This is a genomic window from Mesorhizobium sp. B4-1-1, from assembly GCF_006439375.1.
Taxonomy (GTDB): Bacteria; Pseudomonadota; Alphaproteobacteria; order Rhizobiales; family Rhizobiaceae; genus Mesorhizobium.
In genome coordinates this window covers 83,583-102,105 of record NZ_VFTH01000019.1, presented here as the reverse complement: position 1 = coordinate 102,105, position 18,523 = coordinate 83,583, and the positions used below count along the sequence as shown (strand labels likewise).

Here is an 18,523-nt window from a genome sequence, read left to right as displayed (position 1 = left end):
CTCCTCGAACCCGTGGAACTGGTCCGGGCCGACGAAATGCATCTTGCCGGAGAGCACCGTGTGATAGCCGGCGCTGCGCAAATGATGCGCGTAGGTCGGGATCGAGGACGCGAACTCCGCGGCGTTGTCATAGACCTGGGTGCTCGACGGCAGTTGCCCGCTCATGAACGAGGCGCGGCCCGGGGCGCAGAGCGGCGATGCGGTGTAGTTGTTGGCAAAGCGCGCCGAGCGCGCGGCAAGCGCCTTCAGGTGCGGCGCATGCAGGAAGTCCGCCGGTCCGTCGGGAAAGAGCGTGCCGTTGAGCTGATCGACCATGACGATCAGGAAATTGGGTCGCCGGGTGGTCAAGGCAGGCTCCGTGCATTGAGCTTGGTTTCGAGATAGTCTTCCACAAGCGCGATCGCGGTCTGCGCATCCGGCACGCCGTCCTTCAGCGCGCGGCGGATATAGAGCCCGTCGATCAGCGCCGCGGTCGCTTCCGCCACGCGGTCGGCCTCGGCCCGGGGCAGGATGCCGGTCAGCCCGCTCATCAGGTTGGAATGCAGCCGCCGCGCATAGATGCGCAGAAGCCGCCGCAGGTCCGAGGACTTCTGCGCCTCGACAAAGAAGGCGAGCCAGGCGGCTATGATCTGAGGCTGGAACTGGTCGTCGGAAAAGCTGACGGCGACGACGGCCAAGACGCGCTGGCGCGGCGTCACCGCAAGGCCGAACGCGCGCCTTGTGTCGGCGTTGAGTTCGGCAAGGATGTGCCGCATCGTCGCGAACAGCAGCTCGTCCTTGGCGCCGAAATAGTGATGCGCCAGCGCCGACGACACGCCGGCTCGGCCAGCGATCTCCGACATCGTCACGTCCAGCGATCCGCGCTCGCCGATCGCCGAGATCGTCGCGTCGATCAGCGCCTTGCGGCGCACGGGCTCCATTCCGATTTTCGGCATTTTGGGGATCCGGTTCGAGGCGAGATTATTTTTTATTGACGCATCAATCAATAAAAAACTGGCGCTGGGATCAACCGATCGTGTCGTTCTGGACCATGGCATGGGGCTGGAAAGCGGTTCATTGTTGAACAATATTGAATCACGTGCCGCGCGCGATCGTGCTAGGTTGCGGCGCAAATGGAGGTTGCCATGACCGCATGCATCGTCGGCTGGGCGCATTCGCGCTTCGGCAAGCTCGAAGGCGAGACGCTGGAGGGCCTGATCACCAAGGTTGCCGTCGAGGCCCTCGACCATGCCGGCATCGGTCCGGACGATGTCGACGAGATCGTCCTTGGCCACTTCAACGCCGGCTTCTCGCCGCAGGATTTTACCGCCAGCCTCGTGCTGCAGGCCGATGACCGGCTGCGCTTCAAGCCGGCGACGCGCGTCGAGAATGCCTGCGCCACAGGCTCGGCCGCCGTCCGGCAAGGCATCCGCGCCATCGACGCCAACGCCGCCCGCATCGTGCTGGTGGTCGGCGCCGAGCAAATGACGACCACGCCCGGTCCCGAGATCGGCAAGAACCTGCTCAAGGCATCCTATCTGCCTGAAGACGGCGAGACGCCTGCCGGCTTCGCCGGCGTCTTCGGCAAGATCGCGCAGGCCTATTTCCAGCGCTACGGCGACCAGTCCGATGCGCTGGCCATGATCGCCGCCAAGAACCACAAAAACGGCGTCGAAAACCCTTACGCCCAGATGCGCAAGGATTTCGGCTATGAGTTCTGCCGCCAGGAAAGCGAGAAGAACCCCTTCGTCGCCGGTCCGCTGAAGCGCACCGATTGCTCGCTGGTCTCGGACGGCGCGGCCGCACTTGTGCTCACTGACACCGCTACGGCGCTTAAGATGCGCCGGGCCGTGACTTTCCGCGCCAACGAGCATGTCCAGGACTTCCTGCCGATGTCCAAGCGCGACATCCTGTCCTTCGAGGGCTGCGAACGTGCCTGGGAGCAGGCGCTGAAAAAGGCCGGCGTCACGCTCGACGACCTCTCCTTCGTCGAGACGCATGACTGCTTCACCATCGCCGAATTGATCGAATACGAAGCGATGGGCTTGGCCAAGCCAGGCGAGGGCGCCAGACTGGCGCTGGACGGCTCGACGGCGAAGGACGGCCGCCTGCCGGTCAATCCGTCCGGCGGCCTGAAAGCCAAGGGCCATCCGATCGGCGCCACCGGTGTGTCGATGCATGTGCTGACCGCGATGCAGCTGACCGGCGAGGCCGGCGGCATCCAGGTGCCGGGCGCCAAGCTCGGCGGCATCTTCAACATGGGCGGCGCGGCGGTCGCCAACTACGTTTCCATTCTCGACAGGATTCGCTAGAAGCGGCCCGCATTGAAGCGGCGCACCCCTTGGGTGCGCGTGCGGGAGGCAACATGACAAATCCGGTTCTGGTCGAAGTTACGCGCGGCGCGATGGTCGAAAGCAGGCACCGCGGCGCGGTTTCGGTCTTCGACGCCGACGGCAAGGCCGTCTGGGAGATCGGCGACACGGAACGCCCGGTGTTCCCGCGCTCCGCGGTAAAGGCGATTCAGGCATTGCCGCTGGTCGAATCGGGCGCTGCCGACGCCTTGGATTTCGGCGACCGCGAGTTGGCGCTGGCCTGCGCCTCGCATTCGGGCGAGCCGGCCCATGTCGAGTTGGCCTCGGCGATGCTCGCCAGGGCCGGTCTCGACAAAACGGCGCTCGAATGCGGCGCGCATTGGCCATCGAGCCACGACGCCACCATCGCGCTCGCCCGCGCCGGCGGCGTGCCCAACGCTTTGCACAACAATTGCTCCGGCAAGCATTCCGGCTTCCTCTGCACCTGCGTCCATTCCGGCATCGCGCATGGCGGCTACGTCAAGGCTGGTCATGCGCTGCAGGAGATGGTGCGCGACGCCATGCAATCCGTGACGGGTGCGATGCACGACGCCGATAACAGCGGCATCGACGGCTGCTCGATCCCGACCTATGCCGTGCCGCTGAAGAGCTTTGCCCAGGGCTTTGCCCGCATGGCGACAGGCAGGGGCTTTTCGCCCGAACGCGCCAAGGCTGCGAAGCGGCTGGTCTCGGCTTGCATGGCCGAGCCGTTCCTCGTCGCCGGAACCGGCAAGGCCGACGTCGCGCTGATGCAGGCCGCGCCGGGCCGCATCTTCGTCAAGACCGGCGCCGAAGGCGTCTATTGCGCGGCATTGCCCGAACTTGGCCTCGGCATCGCCTTGAAATGCGATGACGGCGCGGGCAGGGGGGCGGAGGCGATGATCGCCGCGGTGCTGGCGAAGCTGCTGCGCGGCGATGAATCGGTTGCGGCAAAGCTCACCGAGTCCGCCCATCCTCCGGTCGAAAGCCGCATCGGCGCCAAGGTCGGCTCGCTGCGGCCGACAGCGGCGCTAGCCTAGTGCATCCGCCCAATAACGCGCACCTGCTGCGCGGGTGAGCCCAAGATAAAAATTATGTGCTAGTCTCCTCCACCATCAACGGGCGCCGGGTGCTGACCATGCTGGAAGCGGACAAGGTGTTTGCCGGGTCGATCCCGGAAAATTACGATCGCCATATGGTGCCGTTGATCTTCGAGGCCTATGCCGCCGAGACCGCGCGCCGGGCGGCGTCCTTCTCGCCTGTTGCCGTCTTGGAAACTGCCGCGGGGACCGGGGCCGTCACCCGCGCGCTGGCGCCACAGCTTCCTTCCGGCGCGAGCTACGCGGTCACCGACCTCAACCAGCCGATGCTCGACTACGCGGCGTCGCGCCAGGGTCTCGACAGCCGCATCACGTGGCGCCAGGCGGATGCGTTGAACCTGCCTTTCGACGATGCGTCCTTCGACCTCGTCTGCTGCCAGTTCGGCGCGATGTTCTTTCCCGACCGCGCCGCGGCCTATCGCGAGGCAAGGCGGGTCCTGAAGCCCGGCAGGCATTTCCTGTTCAGCGTCTGGGATCGCATCGAGGAGAATATATTCGCCGACGACGTGACGAATGCTCTCGCCCGGATTTTTCCGCACGATCCGCCGCGTTTCCTGGCACGCACGCCGCACGGCTATCACGACAAGGCGCTGATCCGTAGCGATCTGGCTGCCGCCGGATTTTCCGACGTGGCGATCGACACCATAGCCGAGCAGAGCCGCGCATCCTCGCCGCGGGTTCCCGCCGTCGCCTATTGCCAGGGAACGCTGCTTCGCAACGAGATCGAGGCCAGGGAGGCCGGACGGCTAGCGTCCGCTACCGACTACGCCGAATCCGTGATCGCCGAAAGGCATGGCAGCGGCGAAATTGCCGCCAAGATCCAGGCGCACATTATCGTGGCCGTGGCCTAGCTGACCTTGTTGCGTTCGACGGTGAGATGCGCATAGCCGGTATCGGTTGACTGGGACAGGTCGCCGGTCACCGGATCGGCCCAGCGCTGGCCGATGATGGCGCCGTTTCTCGCGCCGTCGATGACATTGTCCGAGATGACCGCGGAGCCGGAGCCTTCGACGACGGAAACGACGATGCCGGTGCCTGCTTGGCGGATGATGTTTCCCGTCGCAACGACGTTGCGCAGATAGGGCCCCCATCCGAGCTGCATGCCATAGAGCGGGGCGTTTTCGACGACATTGCCGGAAACAGTCGTATCGGCCTCGGCGCTGATGCCGACGCCGAAGCCGGGCGGGTCGGCGGTGTATGGACCGGTGGTTGAGAGGTTGCGCACGATGTTGTTCGAGCAGACCGCCATGCGGCCGCCTTCGTTGAAATTGACGATCGAGATGCCGTTGGCGGCGCCGTCGACCAGATTGTTGCTGAGGATCGCGCCTTCGAAGGAGAATTCCGAATAGATCCCGGTCTCGCCCGAGCGCAAGCAGGTATTGCCGGTGATCTGCAGGTTGCTGGCGCTGTTGGCGCGCACCGCCGTGAAGGCGCAGTCGGAGACAACGTTGCCGGAGATGATCACATTGCCGGCGCGGAAAGCGTTGATGCCGTTGCCGTTCTGGCCGGTGCCGCCGCTGCGCGCGCCGATTCGCTGGACGCGGTTGCCGCTGACGATGGTGCCGTCTTCCGCAGCCTGCCAGCGATGCACCAGAATGCCGCCATTGGCGCAATCGGCCACGGTGTTGCCGGAAATCTCCAGCCCGCCGGCCTCGACCGAATAAATGCCGGCGTCCGCCGCGCCCGAAATATCGCAGCGGCCGACACGGCCGACGGCATGTTCGAGCGCCAGCCCGTTCTTGCCGCTGCCGGTCACCTGACAATTGTCGATGACGAGATGGGCGACGCGGCGCAGGTCGAGCAGCCCTTGGGTATAATCGGCCAGCCAGCGGTTGGCGCCATCGAGCACGAGACCGCTGAGCTCGATATGCTCGGCCTGTTCGGTCATCATCAGATGACCGTTGCCGCCATAGACGATGCGCGTCGCGCCCGGCACGCCCGACAGACGCACGCGGGCAGGCAGTTTCAGGTTCGAGACGAGATAGGTGCCGGGCGGCAGGAACACCGGCTGGTCGCGGTCGCTGGCCTCGGCCAGCATCTTGGCAAAAACCTTGCTCTGGTCGTCCACCGCGCCCGGCTGTACGCCAATCTCCGTGGCGTCGATCGAGCCGCGCATCGCGGCCATCTCGATGCCCGGCAGCGATTTCGCCGATGCCTTGCCGGCAAAGATGCCGGCGACGGCAAGGCCCGCGGTCCGGGCAAGCAGCGTTCGTCTGTTCAACATCGGCACACGTCCTGGCGTTTCGTCCTGTTCGTCGCAGGAATCGTGCCAGGGTGGCCTGTCGGCAAACCGCTTGTGCAGTTGCCTCGCCAAGCCTAAGTTCACTCTATGAGCAGAGCTTTTACCCGCGAAGAAGACAGCGAAAACGCCATTGCCGGCGTCGGCGAACGGCCGGTCAGCACGCACCGCAATCTGGTGACGGAGCGCGGCCTGGCCATGATCGAGGACAATCTCGCCGACCTGCGAGACATCCTGGCCAAGGCCGAAAGGAAGGGCGACCGCGAGCGCATCGCGGTGGTTTCCCGCGACCTGCGCTACTGGACCGCGCGGCGCGAGAACGCGGAGCTTTCGGTGCCGGAGCCCGGCAGCGAAGTGGTCCGCTTCGGCATGGGCGTCACGCTGGAAGGCGACGACGGCAAGAAGGTGCATTGGCGCATCGTCGGCGAGGACGAAGCCGACCCGTCCAAGGGCAGCATTTCCCATGTCTCGCCGATGGCCGTGGCGCTGTTCGGCAAGAAGACCGGCGAGGTCGTCACTGTCAACGGCAAGGAATGGGAGATCGTCAAGCTCTCGGATAAGGCCGAGAACTAACCGCAGCCCTTTACTTTGCCAGCTTACACAGTGCGGCTTCGTATTTGTCCATGACATCGCGAGCGGCGTTGATCTGTCGTTCGTGATTGTCGTCGCGGACTGGCCTTAGAATGAAGCCGTCGTCGGTTTCGATGACCTGAAGCTGGTCGCCGACTTGAAGGTTCAGACTGTCAAGCATTTCGCGTGGCAAGAATACGGCTCCTGATCCGTCCTCAAGTCCGTGGATGGTCGTTTTGATCATGATCGCGCCCTGGTTGTGTCTGTCGTTATGGAACAACCTTCAGCCAATTCGGCAAGCCTTCACTGATCGGCCAGCAACCGATCCATCAGCCGGTTCGCTGCCTCCGGGATAACGGTCCCCGGCGGAAAGATCTCCGCCGCTCCCGCCGCCAGCACCGCGTCATAATCCTGCGGCGGGATGACGCCGCCGGCGACGATCAGCATGTCGGCATGGCCGAGCTTCTTCAGCGCTTCCTTGAGCTCGGGGATCAGCGTCAAATGCCCGGCCGCGAGCGACGACGCGCCGATGATGTCGACATCGTGCCACACCGCCAGCTTGGCGATCTCATCCGGCGTCTGGAACATCGGCCCGACGGTGACGTCGAAGCCCAGATCGGCGAAGGCGCTGGCGATCACCTTCTGGCCGCGGTCGTGGCCGTCCTGGCCCATCTTGGCGACCAGGATGCGCGGCTTGCCGCCGGTCTTCTTCTCGAACGCCTCGATCTTCTCCTGCAGCCGCTCGAGCGCCGGATTGTCGCCGAGCGCGTCGCGATAGACGCCGGAGATGGTCTGCACCGTGGCCGCGTGGCGGCCGAACACCTTTTCCAGCGCCAGCGAGATCTCGCCCACGGTGGCGTTGGCGCGCGCGGCGCGGATCGCGAATTCCAGCAGGTTCTCGCCGCTCTCGGCAGCGCGGGTGAGGGCGGCCAGGGCGTCCTCCAGAGCCGCGACGTCGCGCGTGCCTTTCAGCCGCTGCAGCTTCGCCAATTGCCGGGCTTTCACCTCGGCATTGTCGATCTTCAGCACATCGACCTCGATATCCGCTTCCGGGCGATGCGCGTTGACGCCGACCAGAATTTGCTCGCCGGAATCGATGCGCGCCTGCGTGCGCGCGGCCGCTTCCTCGATGCGCAGCTTCGGAATGCCTTTCTCGATCGCCGCCGCCATGCCGCCGAGGCTTTCGACCTCCTCGATATGGGCCAGCGCACGCGCCGACAGATCATGCGTCAGCCGCTCGACATAGGCCGAGCCGCCCCATGGATCGATCATGCGCGTGGTGCCGGATTCCTTCTGCAGGATGAGCTGCGTGTTGCGGGCGATCCGCGCCGAATGATCGGTCGGCAGCGCCATCGCCTCGTCGAAGGAATTGGTGTGCAGTGACTGAGTATGCCCCTGCGTCGCCGCCATCGCCTCGATCATGGTGCGGGTGATGTTGTTGTAGGGGTCCTGCGCCGTCAGCGACCAGCCCGAGGTCTGGCAATGGGTGCGCAGCGACAGCGAACGCTCGTCATTCGGCGCAAAATTCTTCTTCATCAGGCTCGACCACAAAAGCCGCGCGGCCCTGAGCTTGGCGACCTCCATGAAGAAGTTCATGCCGATCGCCCAGAAGAAGGAGAGGCGCGGCGCGAAACGGTCGATGTCGAGACCGCCCGCAACGCCGGCGCGCGCATACTCGATGCCGTCGGCGATCGTATAGGCAAGCTCGAGGTCGGCCGTCGCGCCGGCCTCCTGCATGTGATAGCCGGAGATCGAGATCGAGTTGAATTTCGGCATATGCCTGGAGGTGTAGGCAAAAATGTCCGACACGATCCGCATCGAAGGTTTCGGCGGATAGATGTAGGTGTTGCGGACCATGAACTCCTTCAGAATGTCGTTCTGAATGGTTCCGGCGAGATCCTTCTGCGCGACGCCCTGTTCCTCCGCCGCTACGATATACAGCGCCATGATCGGCAGGACGGCGCCGTTCATGGTCATCGACACCGTCATTTCGTTGAGCGGAATGCCGTCGAAGAGCTGGCGCATGTCGAGGATGGAATCGATCGCCACACCCGCCATGCCGACATCGCCGGCGACGCGCGGATGGTCGCTGTCATAACCACGATGCGTGGCGAGATCGAAGGCCACCGACAGGCCTTTCTGGCCCGCGGCGAGGTTGCGCCGGTAGAAGGCGTTGGATTCCTCCGCCGTCGAGAACCCGGCATACTGCCGGATCGTCCAAGGCTGCTGGACATACATGGTGGGGTAGGGGCCGCGCACGAAGGGCGGCATGCCCGGATACGTGTCTAGATTGGCGAGCCCCTTGAGGTCGCCTTGGCCGTAAAGATGCTTCACGGCGATGCCTTCCGGCGTCATCCGCTGGCCTTTGAGCTCGACCGGCGCGCGACGCGGCGCCGACCAGCCGATCTGGCTGAAATCCGGGATCATGACCCGGCTCCGATCGACTGATCGATGCGCACCGGAAACAGCGGCTCGCAGGTCGCGACGCCCTCCGTCAGCGCCGGACGCCGCTCCTGCGGCAGCGTCTCGACCGGGCGCTCCGTGCCGACGCGGTAAAGCGTCGTGCCGACAATGCCGCGTTCACCCGACCGGTAGGCGCCGTTGCGCTTGGCAGCGGCCGTCTGCACGCGATTTTGGATATAGCCCTGCTGCAGGCTGGCAAGCACGCCGCCCTCGGCCTCGATGCGCTGGAATTCTTCCCAGGCCGCGGCGCAGAGATCGTCGGTCAGCGCTTCGACCGCGCCCGAGCCGCTGGCCGGGTCGGCGACGTGGCCGATATGGCTCTCCTCTGCCATGATCAGTTGGGCGTTGCGGGCAACGCGGCGGGCAAAGCCGGCCGGCAGCCCATGCGCGATCGTGTGCGGCAGGATCGAGATCGAATCGGCACCGCCGGTTGCCGCCGCGAAGGCCGCGATCGCCGTGCGCAGGATATTGGTTTCCGGGTCGGCCATCGTCATCATGCGATAGGAGGTCTCGGCATGGATGCTGGCGGTCGAGGCCGGGATCGAGCAGGCTTCCTGAATGCGCGCCCACAGCTTGCGCAATGCCCGCACCTTGGCCACCGAGAGGAACTGGTCCTGGTCGACGCTGAGCGCGAAGCCGATATGCGGTGCCGCATAGACCAGTGGCTGGCGCGCCTTCTCGAACATCCTGAGATAGGACACCACGGAAGCCATCATCGTGCCGAGTTCCTGCGCCTCGGTGGCGCCGGCATTGTGGAAGACACGGCCGTCGGCCTCGAGCAGCACGCCCGGCACGCCCATCGAGAAGAAATGCGCCAGCGACTGCGGCATCGATTCCTGCAGCGCCTCGATCGAGGTGCGCAGCCGCCCGGTGCCGGCGAAGATCGCTGCCGGGTCGATGCCGAAGGAAAGGTTGAGCTTGGTCGGATCGGAGCGGCGGCGGCTCAGGAAAGCCAGCAGCCAGTCGGCCACGGCGCGGCTCCAGGGATGCGCGTCGATGCGCACCTGCACGCGGTTGAGCGGCACGCCGTCGAGCACCCGTTCCAACGCTTCCGCGGTGCGCGGCAGGCCGTAGCCGAAGGCATTCGGCGCGCCCTCGAAGACCAGCGATAGCCCGCTGGCGCCTTGGGCGATGTCTTGCAGGGCTTGCGCGCTGGCCCGGGCAATATCCGGGTCGTCGACGCGCTGGCTGACGACCCAGGGCGCGGTCGGATTTGTGCGCGGCAATGGCTCGGCGGTCGCCGATCGTTGTCTGAGCGGCTCGATGCGGATGCCGTCATCGGTGCGGGAGACGAGCTTTTCCTCGAAGGAACCGCCGGCAAGCGCCTTTTCCGCCAGCGCCTGCCAACGCTTGGCGTCCGGGTTCGGAAGGTCGACATCCCTGGTCAAGGCGCCGGCGCCCATCGCTCTCCTCGCTTTTCGGCCACATCAGCCGGGTCCAGCCAATCTAAGGTCAGGAACCGGATATCACAATGCGTCATCCGGCCGGGTTCTCTCGCGGCCATCCAATCGATTGCCAAACATGCGCGCAATCTGCAAGCGCCAAAGGCCGAATTCGCTGCGCCCCAAAATCGATGGCGGGCATTGCTGCATGCGACGAGCGTTACTATACCTCCGAATGAGGCCTTTGAGCGGAACAGATTGCGGAGACCGGATATGGTTGACGAGACCGGCATCTTCATCGGCGCCAGCCGCAAACCCGACGATTCCTATCAGCGCGCGGAGGAGCTGCTGCTGCGCTACGGCAACCGCCACGGCCTTGTCACCGGAGCCACGGGCACCGGCAAGACGGTCAGCCTGCAGATCCTGGCCGAGGGCTTTTCCAATGCCGGGGTGCCGGTCTTCTGCGCCGATATCAAGGGCGACCTTTCCGGCATATCCATGATGGGCGATGCCAAGGATTTCCTGGTCAAGCGCGCCGAGCAGGTGAAGCTCGATCCCTACCAGTTCCAGGAATTCCCGGTCATCTTCTGGGATCTGTTCGGCGAGCAGGGCCACCCGATCCGCGCCACCATTTCCGAGATGGGGCCGCTGCTTTTGTCGCGGCTGATGAACCTCACGGAGGCGCAGGAAGGTGTCATGAACATCGCCTTCCGCATCGCCGACGAGGAGGGCTTGCTGCTGCTCGATCTCAAGGATCTGCAGGCGCTGCTCGCCAACATGGCCGACCGCGCCGACCAGCTCAGCGCTCGATACGGCAATGTCACCAAACCCTCCGTCGGCGCCATCCAGCGCACGCTGCTCGTGCTGGAACAGCAGGGTGCGGCTAACTTCTTCGGCGAGCCGGCGCTGCGCATCGCGGACATCATGCGCACGACGCGCGACGGCCGCGGCGCGATCAGCGTTCTGGCCGCCGACAAGCTGATGATGAACCCAAGGCTCTACGCCACCTTCCTGCTGTGGCTGATGTCGGAACTGTTCGAGGAACTGCCCGAGGTCGGCGATCTCGACCGGCCGAAGCTGGTGTTCTTCTTCGACGAGGCCCATCTTTTGTTCGAGGACGCGCCGAAGGTGCTGATTGACCGTGTCGAGCAGGTGGTGCGGCTGATCCGCTCCAAGGGCGTCGGCGTCTATTTCGTCACCCAGAACCCGCTGGATATTCCCGAAAAAGTGCTGGCCCAGCTCGGCAATCGTGTCCAGCATGCGCTGCGCGCCTATACACCGCGCGAGCAGCAGGCGGTGCGCACGGCCGCTGAGACCTTCCGGCCCAACCCCGATTTCGATTGCGCCACCGCCATCACCCAGCTCGCCACCGGCGAGGCGCTGGTCTCGATGCTGGAGGACAAGGGCGTGCCGGCCGTGGTCCAGCGCACGCTGATCCGGCCGCCGTCATCCCGGCTTGGACCGATCGCGCCCGACGAGCGCCGCAAGATCATCGCCGAGAGCCCGGTCGCCGGCCAGTACGACGAGGCCGTCGATCGCGAATCGGCCTTCGAAATCCTGCAGAAGAAGACCAAGGAGGCGCAGGACGCCGAGGCGCAGGCAAAGCAGCAGAACAGCGGCGGCTCGCGCTGGACCATTCCCGGTTTCGACGATGTTTTGGGAACAGGCAACCGGCGGTCTTCCAACCGCCAGACCGTGGCCGAAGCCGCCATCAAGTCGGTGGTGCGCTCGGTCGGCTCCTCCGTCGGCCGCGCCATCGTACGCGGGATTTTGGGAAGCCTTGCGCGAGGCCGCTGAAGCGAAGAGGCGGCACCGAGCGGAGCGCGACGCGAATCACGCCCCGCAACCTTTGATGTCAGGCGAGGACCCGCTTGCCGTCGGGCGTATCCGTCACGGAAATGCGCCGCCCCGGAAGGCTGTCCGCGTTACCTCCCGACGATCAAATCTTACCCGTCGATGGGTGAGCCGCATCAATGGCAGCTGAAACTTTCCGCAAGGGAATTTTTCCCGGCGGAACCGCAATTTCATGAAATACCAGACGCGCCAAATCATGGCCTTTGACGTGCTGTTGCCGGGGGGCAAACTCGATAGCGCCGACAGCACGTGCGATCACGAATTATTGTGGCAAGGGAACCGAAAGCGCCCTCCAAGGTTGGGCAAAGGCTGCGGAGGGCTGAGCATCAGGAGTCCGAGTTGCGGCGCGATGACGATCTGCCAGCTTGGTATTCGGAAATTCCTGCTGAAAGGCGGCCACTGCTAAACGCGAAAGGCGGGCTGTCGTTCGGCCACACTCGCCTTATGCAGCAATTCTTGAGCGAGAACTTTTCGCGCAAGCTTTCGCTCGCCGAGATGGCGGCTGTGTGCGGGCTGTCCCCCTACCACTTCGCCCGTGCTTTCTCCAAGACGTTCGGCATGACGCCGCATCAATATGTTCTTACCCTTCGCCTTGACTTTGCCGAGAAGCTGCTGGCCGACAGGCGCATCTCGATCACGGACATCGCCTATCTGAGCGGCTTCTCGAGCCAGAGCCACCTCACCACCACGATGAAGAAATATCGCGACGCCACCCCACAGCAGGTGCGGGCAAGGCATGTTCGGTCGCGGTCCGGATAGGGAAACTAATTTAGCAGTATGGAAAATTAAGCGGATCTCTTATAAAGATTCGGCTAAAGTAATTTACTGTTAACCTCCGGAAAACCTGCGGTATATTTTCAGATAAACAGCAATTTATTGGAATACGAAGCCCTGAAAACGTGTCTTTCTGCAGCAAATCCGGTGTTCGGATTCTAAGCTGGCCGAGGGGACATGAGCGACGACACGGCGATTCGCCGGAGCCTTTCCGAGGAGATCGGTTACTGGCTGGAGTCGGCATCGCGGACGCTTGAGAAGCGCTATGGAAATGGCGTGCCCCTCGCCAAGCAGGACATGCTGCTGGCCCATTATCTCTATGGCCTCACGGCTGTCGTTCACGCGCATGACGCGCCCGCCGTCCATCTGGCGGCGGTGCGGTCCTATCTCGAGCGGCTGATCCCAACGGAGCGGGTTGCGGCGGCGCTTCAGGCTGTGCCCGAGGATGGTGACGCCTGGCTTGAAAACACGCTCGATCGCGTCGAGGCGATCGGTGAAAAACAGGGCCATGCGCTGCTGGCGCGCGGCGCCGATATCGTCATCCCATTTTCGAGCAGACACGCTTTGGCGGCAGGGTCGGCGGAACCTGCCGTGATCGAGCGCGACCCACCAAAGGAGGCATTCTCGCAATGAACTTCAGGCAGGAACGTATCAGTCCGCGCGGATCGGCCCGATTTGCAGGCAATTGGATTTCCAGCGCCGGCGACAGCCGCTCGCTCCGGCGCCGCCTGATGGCGGCGCTGCGCAAAGCGCATCGCGTGCTTGACATGCAGCGCAGGGGGCTGGGGCTTGGCACGCTCGGCGGTGGCAAGATTCTGGCGGCGGCGCTGGGTATGATTGCTTTGGGCGGTATCGCCACGCCGGCACTGGCGCAATATGCCGCCGGCGGCGGGTCCGCGACCGCTCCCGAGGCCATAGCGATCGGGAATGGCTCAACAGCCAGCCTTAACTGGGCCGTAGCGCTCGGCTTCCAGGCCCAATCGACGGCGCAATACTCTGTCGCTATCGGCCGAACCGCGTCGGCCACGGGCCCCGGTGGCGCGGTGGCGCTGGGCTCCGGCACAATCTCTAACAACATCAACACGGTAGCGATCGGCGTCAGCTCCAGTGCCACCGGGGCAGGCGCCAGCGCGCTGGGCACCTTCTCGGTAGCTTCGGGTGGCAACTCCACCGCCATCGGCGTCAGTTCCTTGGCTAGCGGCAACACGTCCTTCGCTGGCGGCTGGGGGACCCAAGCCACCGGGCTGCGCAGTACCGCGATAGGCAATTCATCGGTCGCGTCGGGAATAGATGCCTTTGCTCAAGGTACTTCCGCCGCCGCAAGCAACCAGAACGCCATCGCGATCGGCTTCCAGTCGGTTGCTTCACAGATCAACTCCATTAATATCGGCGGGCGCACTCTTGCGGGAGCGGGCGCCACTGCGCAGGGCGCCATCGCCCTTGGCACGGATGTGACGGCATCCCAGCAAAACACCGTTGCCATAGGCATCCTGACCAAGGCGACGGGAACGAGCGCCACGGCGATGGGTAACACGGCCAGCGCCTGGGGCAACCAGTCCATCGCACTCGGCTTGGGAGCGCAGGCGGGCGTTCAGGCCAACACGGCTCTGCCCAACAGCATCGCGATCGGCACCAATTCACTCTCTTCCGGCGCTTTCGCCGTCGCGATGGGTACTACCTCAGTTGCTAGTGGCACCGCCAGCACGGCAGTGGGCAACACGGCCGCTGCCAGCGGCGCAAATGCCTCCTCATTCGGGTCTGGGGCGAAGGCGGCAGGAGACAACTCCCTTGCTGCCGGCGTCAGCGCCAACGCCAGTGGTACCGCCAGCACCGCGCTCGGCATCGGTTCCAATGCATCGGCGCAGAGCGCCATCGCCGTCGGCAACAGTGCCAAGGCCGATTCCGCCGAGGCGGTCGCCATGGGCACCAATGCGGTCGCGACCGGCGGCAAGGCTGTCTCGATCGGCTCCGGCAATACCGCATACGGCAACGGCGCGGTCTCCATCGGCGATCCGAGCTATGCCAGCGGCGCCGGCGCCTTCACCGGCGGCGCCAACAACATCGCCAACAGCGACGGCACGGCGAGCGCCACCGCCGCCAATCAGGCCGCCGGCGCAGTGGCGATCGGCAACAACAACAAGGCGATCGGACAGGGCTCGGTCGCGCTGGGTAACGGCTCCACTGCCGGGGCTGCGGGCCTCGCAGGCAACATCGCCCTGGGCGACGGCGCGACTGCTGCGGCGAAGTCAGGAGACGTCGCCCTGGGCTCCGGCTCGGTGACTGTCGCGGCCGTGGGCACCAGCGGCACGACGATCGGCACCACGGCCTACAGCTTCGCCGGGACGGCTCCGACATCGACCGTCAGCATCGGCGCGCCGGGCGCGGAGCGGACCCTCACCAATCTCGCCGCTGGACGGCTCAGCAATGCCTCGACCGACGCCATTAATGGCTCTCAGCTCTTCGCCACCAATCAGCAGGTGACGCAGAACACGACTGATATCGCCAATATCGGAAATACGATCACCGACATCAACACCGGCGCGGGCATCAAATATTTCCACGCCAATTCGACGCTGCCCGATTCCCAGGCTCTGGGGGTCGATTCCGTCGCGATCGGCCCCAATGCCGTCGCCAATAATGCGGGCGACGTGGCAATCGGCCTGAACTCCGTATCCGGCGCCACGACCGTGGTCGGCGGCACGACGATCGGCGGTGTGAACTATACCTTCGCCGGCGGAACGCCGGCCGGCGCGTTCTCGGTCGGCTCGGTCGGTGCTGAACGCCAGATCCAGAACGTCGCGGCAGGGCGGTTGAGCAACTCCTCGACCGACGCAGTCAACGGCTCGCAGCTGTTCGCGACCAACCAGCAGGTGACGCAGAACACGACCGATATCGCGGCCAACACCGCCGACATCGCCGCCAACACTGCCGACATCACCACGCTCGGCAACACCATCAACAATTTTGCCGGCGACACCTCGACTGCCTACACGGACGCCAACGGCGAAGGCATCCGCTACGTGCGCACCAACGACACGACGCTTCCGGTCACCGATGCCTTCGCGCAAGGGATCGGCTCCTCGGCGCTCGGCTACCAGGCGACGGCGTCCGCCGCCAATTCCCTGGCTCTGGGCCGGGGCACCACGGTCACCATAACCGACGGTGTGGCGCTCGGCTCCGGCTCGGTTTCCGACCGTGCGGTCGCGCCCGTGTCGGGGTCGATCCTTTCCGGCACCGGCCTCATTCCTTACAACACCGCGGACATGACCCTGCTCGGCGCCGTCTCGGTGGGCACCTCCACCGCTTATCGCCAGATCATCAATGTGGCCGACGGCACCGAGGACCAGGACGCCGTCACGCTTCGCCAGCTGAAGGGCGCGCTGAGCTCTTTCGCGGTGACAGGGACCATGTACTTCCACGCCAATTCGTCCGCCCCGGACTCGTTGGCTGTCGGCGCCGATTCGGTGGCGATCGGTCCGCGCACCACCGTCAATGGCGACAACGGCATCGGCATGGGCAACGGCGCCATCGTCCAGCAGACGGCCCCCGGCGGTATCGCGATCGGCCAGACCTCGACTGTCAATGCGGCAGACAGCATCGCGCTAGGCACGAACTCGACCGCCAACGGCGCCCAGTCAATGGCGCTCGGCGCAGGCGCCACGGCCAACGAGCCGGGCAGCGTCGCTCTCGGCGCCGGCTCGACCACGGCGGCGGCGGTCGCCACCACCGGCACGACGATCAACGGCGTCGCCTACACCTTCGCCGGAACCAATCCGACGAGCACGGTGAGCGTCGGCAGCGTCGGCAACGAACGCACCGTCACCAATGTGGCCGCGGGCAGGATCAGCGACACTTCCACCGATGCCATCAATGGCAGCCAGCTCTACGCGACCAATCAAGCTGTCGAAGCAGTGCAGGGAAGCGTCGGTGACCTGAATGAGTTCGCCGTTCAATATGACAAGAACCCGGACGGCACCAAGTCGAACTCGCTGACGCTCGTCGGCGGTGACGTGAATGCGCCCGTTGTCATCCACAATGTCGGCGCCGGCACCGCCGACACCGATGCAGTCAACGTTCTGCAGCTCAACAACGGGCTGGCGACAACGTTCGACAACTCCAAGACCTACACCAATCAGGTGGCGGCCACCACGCTGCAGCAGGCCAACGCCTATACCGACTCCAAGCTCAGCCAGCTCAACATGGACATGGGCGAGGCGCGCGGCGAGGCGCGGCAGGCCGCCGCGATCGGCCTGGCGGCTGCTTCGCTGCGCTACGACGACCGCCCCGGCAAGCTGAGCGTCGCGGCCGGCGGCGGCTATTGGCGCGGCGAAGGCGCCGTGGCGTTCGGCGCCGGTTACACCAGCGAGGACGGCCGAGCCCGGGCGAATCTCTCCGGCACGACGGCGGGCGGGCACTGGGGTCTCGGCGCGGGCGTCAGCTTTACCCTGAACTGAGTCTGTCGATGACCAGGCAAACAGTCCTTGCCGTAATATCGGTGGTTTGCCTCCTTCTGTCCGGCCCGCATGCGGCCGGGCAAGGGGCGGCCCCTGCCTACAGGATAAAACCTTCCGACGTCGCGGTGCCTCCGGACGTGAGGCTTGGCGAATATCAACGGACCACGCGCCCGTTCGAAAACTGGACGCTGATCTGCGACGAGAACCTGCAGGCCAGGAAGAAAGTATGCAATATCAGCCAGTCCTTCATCGACCAGGGCCAGGCAATGGTCTTCAGTTGGTCGCTCGCGGCCGACGAGAAGGGCAAGCCGTTCATGATATTGCGCGCGCCCAGCGCGGCAGGGGCAGGCAGCAAGCTTTCGCTCAGATTTGCCGGCCGCAAACAGCCGGTCGACGTTCAACTGCAAGGCTGCGACGCGTCGGTTTGCGTCGGTTATCTACCCGTCGGCCCGGTGCTTCGCGAGCAGATCGGCAAGGAGACGATGGTCCAGGTTTCCTATTCCCTGCCGTCGGGAGCGACCGTCAGCCTCGATGCCCCGTTCAAGGGGCTCAAGACCGCGCTGTCGGCCATCAACTAGAAAGACTTTGAGATGACACGCCAATCCATCGAGGACAGAATCCTGACGCACTCCCAACCGGTCGCGCTGCCGGAGCCGCCGGCAAGTGCGCCGCCACAGCGTTCGCCAGGCTGGCGCCTGGTGCGAAACACGGCGCTGCTCGGCGCGTTCGCGGTCTTGGTCGCGGCGGCGGTGATCCTGTCGCTCCGTCTCTATCCCGCGCTCGGGACATTCGTCGCGGGCACGGCCTCCGCGCAAGCGCAGGCGCCCATGCAGGGCAAGCCGGCGGAAGCCGTGCCCGCGCCGGCCGACGCCTCGGCAAACAAGGATCCGTTTCAGGCGCATGTCGCGCAGGCAGGCGTCCGCACCTGCGCTAATCTCTTTGCCGCGCTCGGACAGGCGCTGACGGCAGGGTCGACCTATGCGGTGCAGACGCAGTGGGACAAAACTTCGCCGGATGCCCATGCGGTGCAGGCCGTGGCCGGGATGAGCTACGATCTGCCGGACTACAAGACGCAGGCCGCGGGTGTCGTCTTTGCTTCGCCCGTCGGCCAGACCTGCGAGGGCGGCTTCGTGCGCGTGGCGCCGTTCCAGCGCTCTTGCCAGGAAGTCGCCGGAACGCTCCCGAAGGGCAGCCTGCTGGCGGACAATCTTTCGAACACGATGCTTTTCAACCTGGCCAACAATGGCGGCCAGGCGCTGCTGGTCCCCACCGGCAATACCTGTGTCGTCGTCTCGGTGGCCCGCATGGGCGACTAGCGGCCGCCGTGATGGTCGATTCCTGGACAGCTGCAATTGGGAGCTACGAAAATGCTGATCAA

16 protein-coding genes are annotated in these 18,523 nt (G+C 64.9%); 10 read left to right on the top strand and 6 right to left on the bottom strand.

The window, feature by feature from the left end; all coding sequences use genetic code 11:
- Both FJW10_RS23745 and betI read right to left on the bottom strand, forming a co-directional pair.
- Positions 1 to 348 (bottom strand): sulfatase-like hydrolase/transferase (locus FJW10_RS23745; RefSeq protein WP_140901866.1); only part of this gene is annotated, 348 nt, incomplete at its 3' end.
- Positions 345 to 935: a transcriptional regulator BetI gene (gene betI / locus FJW10_RS23740; protein ID WP_140901865.1), complete on the bottom strand. Its 591-nt coding sequence runs from the start codon at positions 933 to 935 to the stop codon at positions 345 to 347. The genes betI and FJW10_RS23745, both read right to left, overlap by 4 nt.
- Before the next feature lie 189 nt (positions 936 to 1,124).
- Between betI and FJW10_RS23735 the strand changes: the two genes are divergently transcribed.
- The 3 genes from FJW10_RS23735 (at position 1,125) to FJW10_RS23725 (ending at position 4,260) form a co-directional block, all read left to right on the top strand.
- Positions 1,125 to 2,291, top strand: coding sequence for an acetyl-CoA acetyltransferase (locus FJW10_RS23735; protein WP_140830937.1), 1,167 nt, complete (start codon positions 1,125 to 1,127; stop codon positions 2,289 to 2,291).
- A 53-nt stretch (positions 2,292 to 2,344) separates the two neighbouring features.
- Positions 2,345 to 3,349 (top strand): asparaginase, encoded by a 1,005-nt coding sequence (locus FJW10_RS23730; protein WP_140901864.1) that lies wholly within the window; start codon positions 2,345 to 2,347, stop codon positions 3,347 to 3,349.
- Between the two features lie 98 nt (positions 3,350 to 3,447).
- A complete protein-coding gene (locus FJW10_RS23725) occupies positions 3,448 to 4,260 on the top strand; it encodes a methyltransferase domain-containing protein (protein WP_140901869.1) in 813 nt (270 codons plus the stop codon).
- On the opposite strand, the gene FJW10_RS23720 is transcribed toward FJW10_RS23725, so the two are convergent.
- Entirely contained in the window at positions 4,257 to 5,633 is a 1,377-nt protein-coding gene (locus FJW10_RS23720; protein ID WP_140901863.1) for a TIGR03808 family TAT-translocated repetitive protein, read from the bottom strand. The two genes, FJW10_RS23725 and FJW10_RS23720, sit on opposite strands and share 4 nt — an antisense overlap.
- Before the next feature lie 105 nt (positions 5,634 to 5,738).
- Between FJW10_RS23720 and greA the strand changes: the two genes are divergently transcribed.
- Entirely contained in the window at positions 5,739 to 6,221 is a 483-nt protein-coding gene (greA, locus tag FJW10_RS23715; RefSeq protein WP_140830942.1) for a transcription elongation factor GreA, read from the top strand.
- A gap of 10 nt (positions 6,222 to 6,231) precedes the next feature.
- On the opposite strand, the gene FJW10_RS23710 is transcribed toward greA, so the two are convergent.
- From FJW10_RS23710 to FJW10_RS23700, 3 genes are read right to left on the bottom strand one after another with little or no spacing between them, the layout of a single operon-like run.
- A complete protein-coding gene (locus FJW10_RS23710) occupies positions 6,232 to 6,462 on the bottom strand; it encodes an AbrB/MazE/SpoVT family DNA-binding domain-containing protein (RefSeq protein WP_140901862.1) in 231 nt (76 codons plus the stop codon).
- 59 nt (positions 6,463 to 6,521) lie between these two features.
- Positions 6,522 to 8,645, bottom strand: a complete 2,124-nt coding sequence (gene scpA, locus FJW10_RS23705; protein WP_140901861.1) for a methylmalonyl-CoA mutase — start codon at positions 8,643 to 8,645, stop codon at positions 6,522 to 6,524.
- The gene (locus FJW10_RS23700; RefSeq protein ID WP_140901860.1) at positions 8,642 to 10,084 is read right to left on the bottom strand and encodes a methylmalonyl-CoA mutase subunit beta; all 1,443 of its coding nucleotides are present in this window, start codon (positions 10,082 to 10,084) and stop codon (positions 8,642 to 8,644) included. Before FJW10_RS23700 ends, scpA begins: the two co-directional genes overlap by 4 nt.
- Before the next feature lie 252 nt (positions 10,085 to 10,336).
- Here FJW10_RS23700 and FJW10_RS23695 point away from each other — a divergent pair, with 252 nt between their 5' ends.
- The 6 genes from FJW10_RS23695 to FJW10_RS23670 all read left to right on the top strand — a co-directional run bounded on the left by FJW10_RS23695 (position 10,337) and on the right by FJW10_RS23670 (position 18,461).
- Positions 10,337 to 11,860: a helicase HerA-like C-terminal domain-containing protein gene (locus FJW10_RS23695; RefSeq protein ID WP_140901859.1), complete on the top strand. Its 1,524-nt coding sequence runs from the start codon at positions 10,337 to 10,339 to the stop codon at positions 11,858 to 11,860.
- 396 nt (positions 11,861 to 12,256) lie between these two features.
- Positions 12,257 to 12,676, top strand: a complete 420-nt coding sequence (locus FJW10_RS23690; protein WP_246672344.1) for an AraC family transcriptional regulator — start codon at positions 12,257 to 12,259, stop codon at positions 12,674 to 12,676.
- A gap of 192 nt (positions 12,677 to 12,868) precedes the next feature.
- A complete protein-coding gene (locus tag FJW10_RS23685; protein WP_140901858.1) occupies positions 12,869 to 13,324 on the top strand; it encodes a hypothetical protein in 456 nt (151 codons plus the stop codon).
- Complete coding sequence (locus FJW10_RS23680; protein ID WP_140901857.1) at positions 13,321 to 17,145, top strand: YadA-like family protein; 3,825 nt, start codon at positions 13,321 to 13,323, stop codon at positions 17,143 to 17,145. The genes FJW10_RS23685 and FJW10_RS23680 overlap by 4 nt, the downstream gene beginning before the upstream one ends.
- 8 nt (positions 17,146 to 17,153) lie before the next feature.
- Positions 17,154 to 17,723 (top strand): invasion associated locus B family protein, encoded by a 570-nt coding sequence (locus FJW10_RS23675; RefSeq protein ID WP_140901856.1) that lies wholly within the window; start codon positions 17,154 to 17,156, stop codon positions 17,721 to 17,723.
- A 12-nt stretch (positions 17,724 to 17,735) separates the two neighbouring features.
- Positions 17,736 to 18,461, top strand: a complete 726-nt coding sequence (locus FJW10_RS23670; protein WP_140901855.1) for a hypothetical protein — start codon at positions 17,736 to 17,738, stop codon at positions 18,459 to 18,461.
- Positions 18,462 to 18,523: the final 62 nt, after the last annotated feature.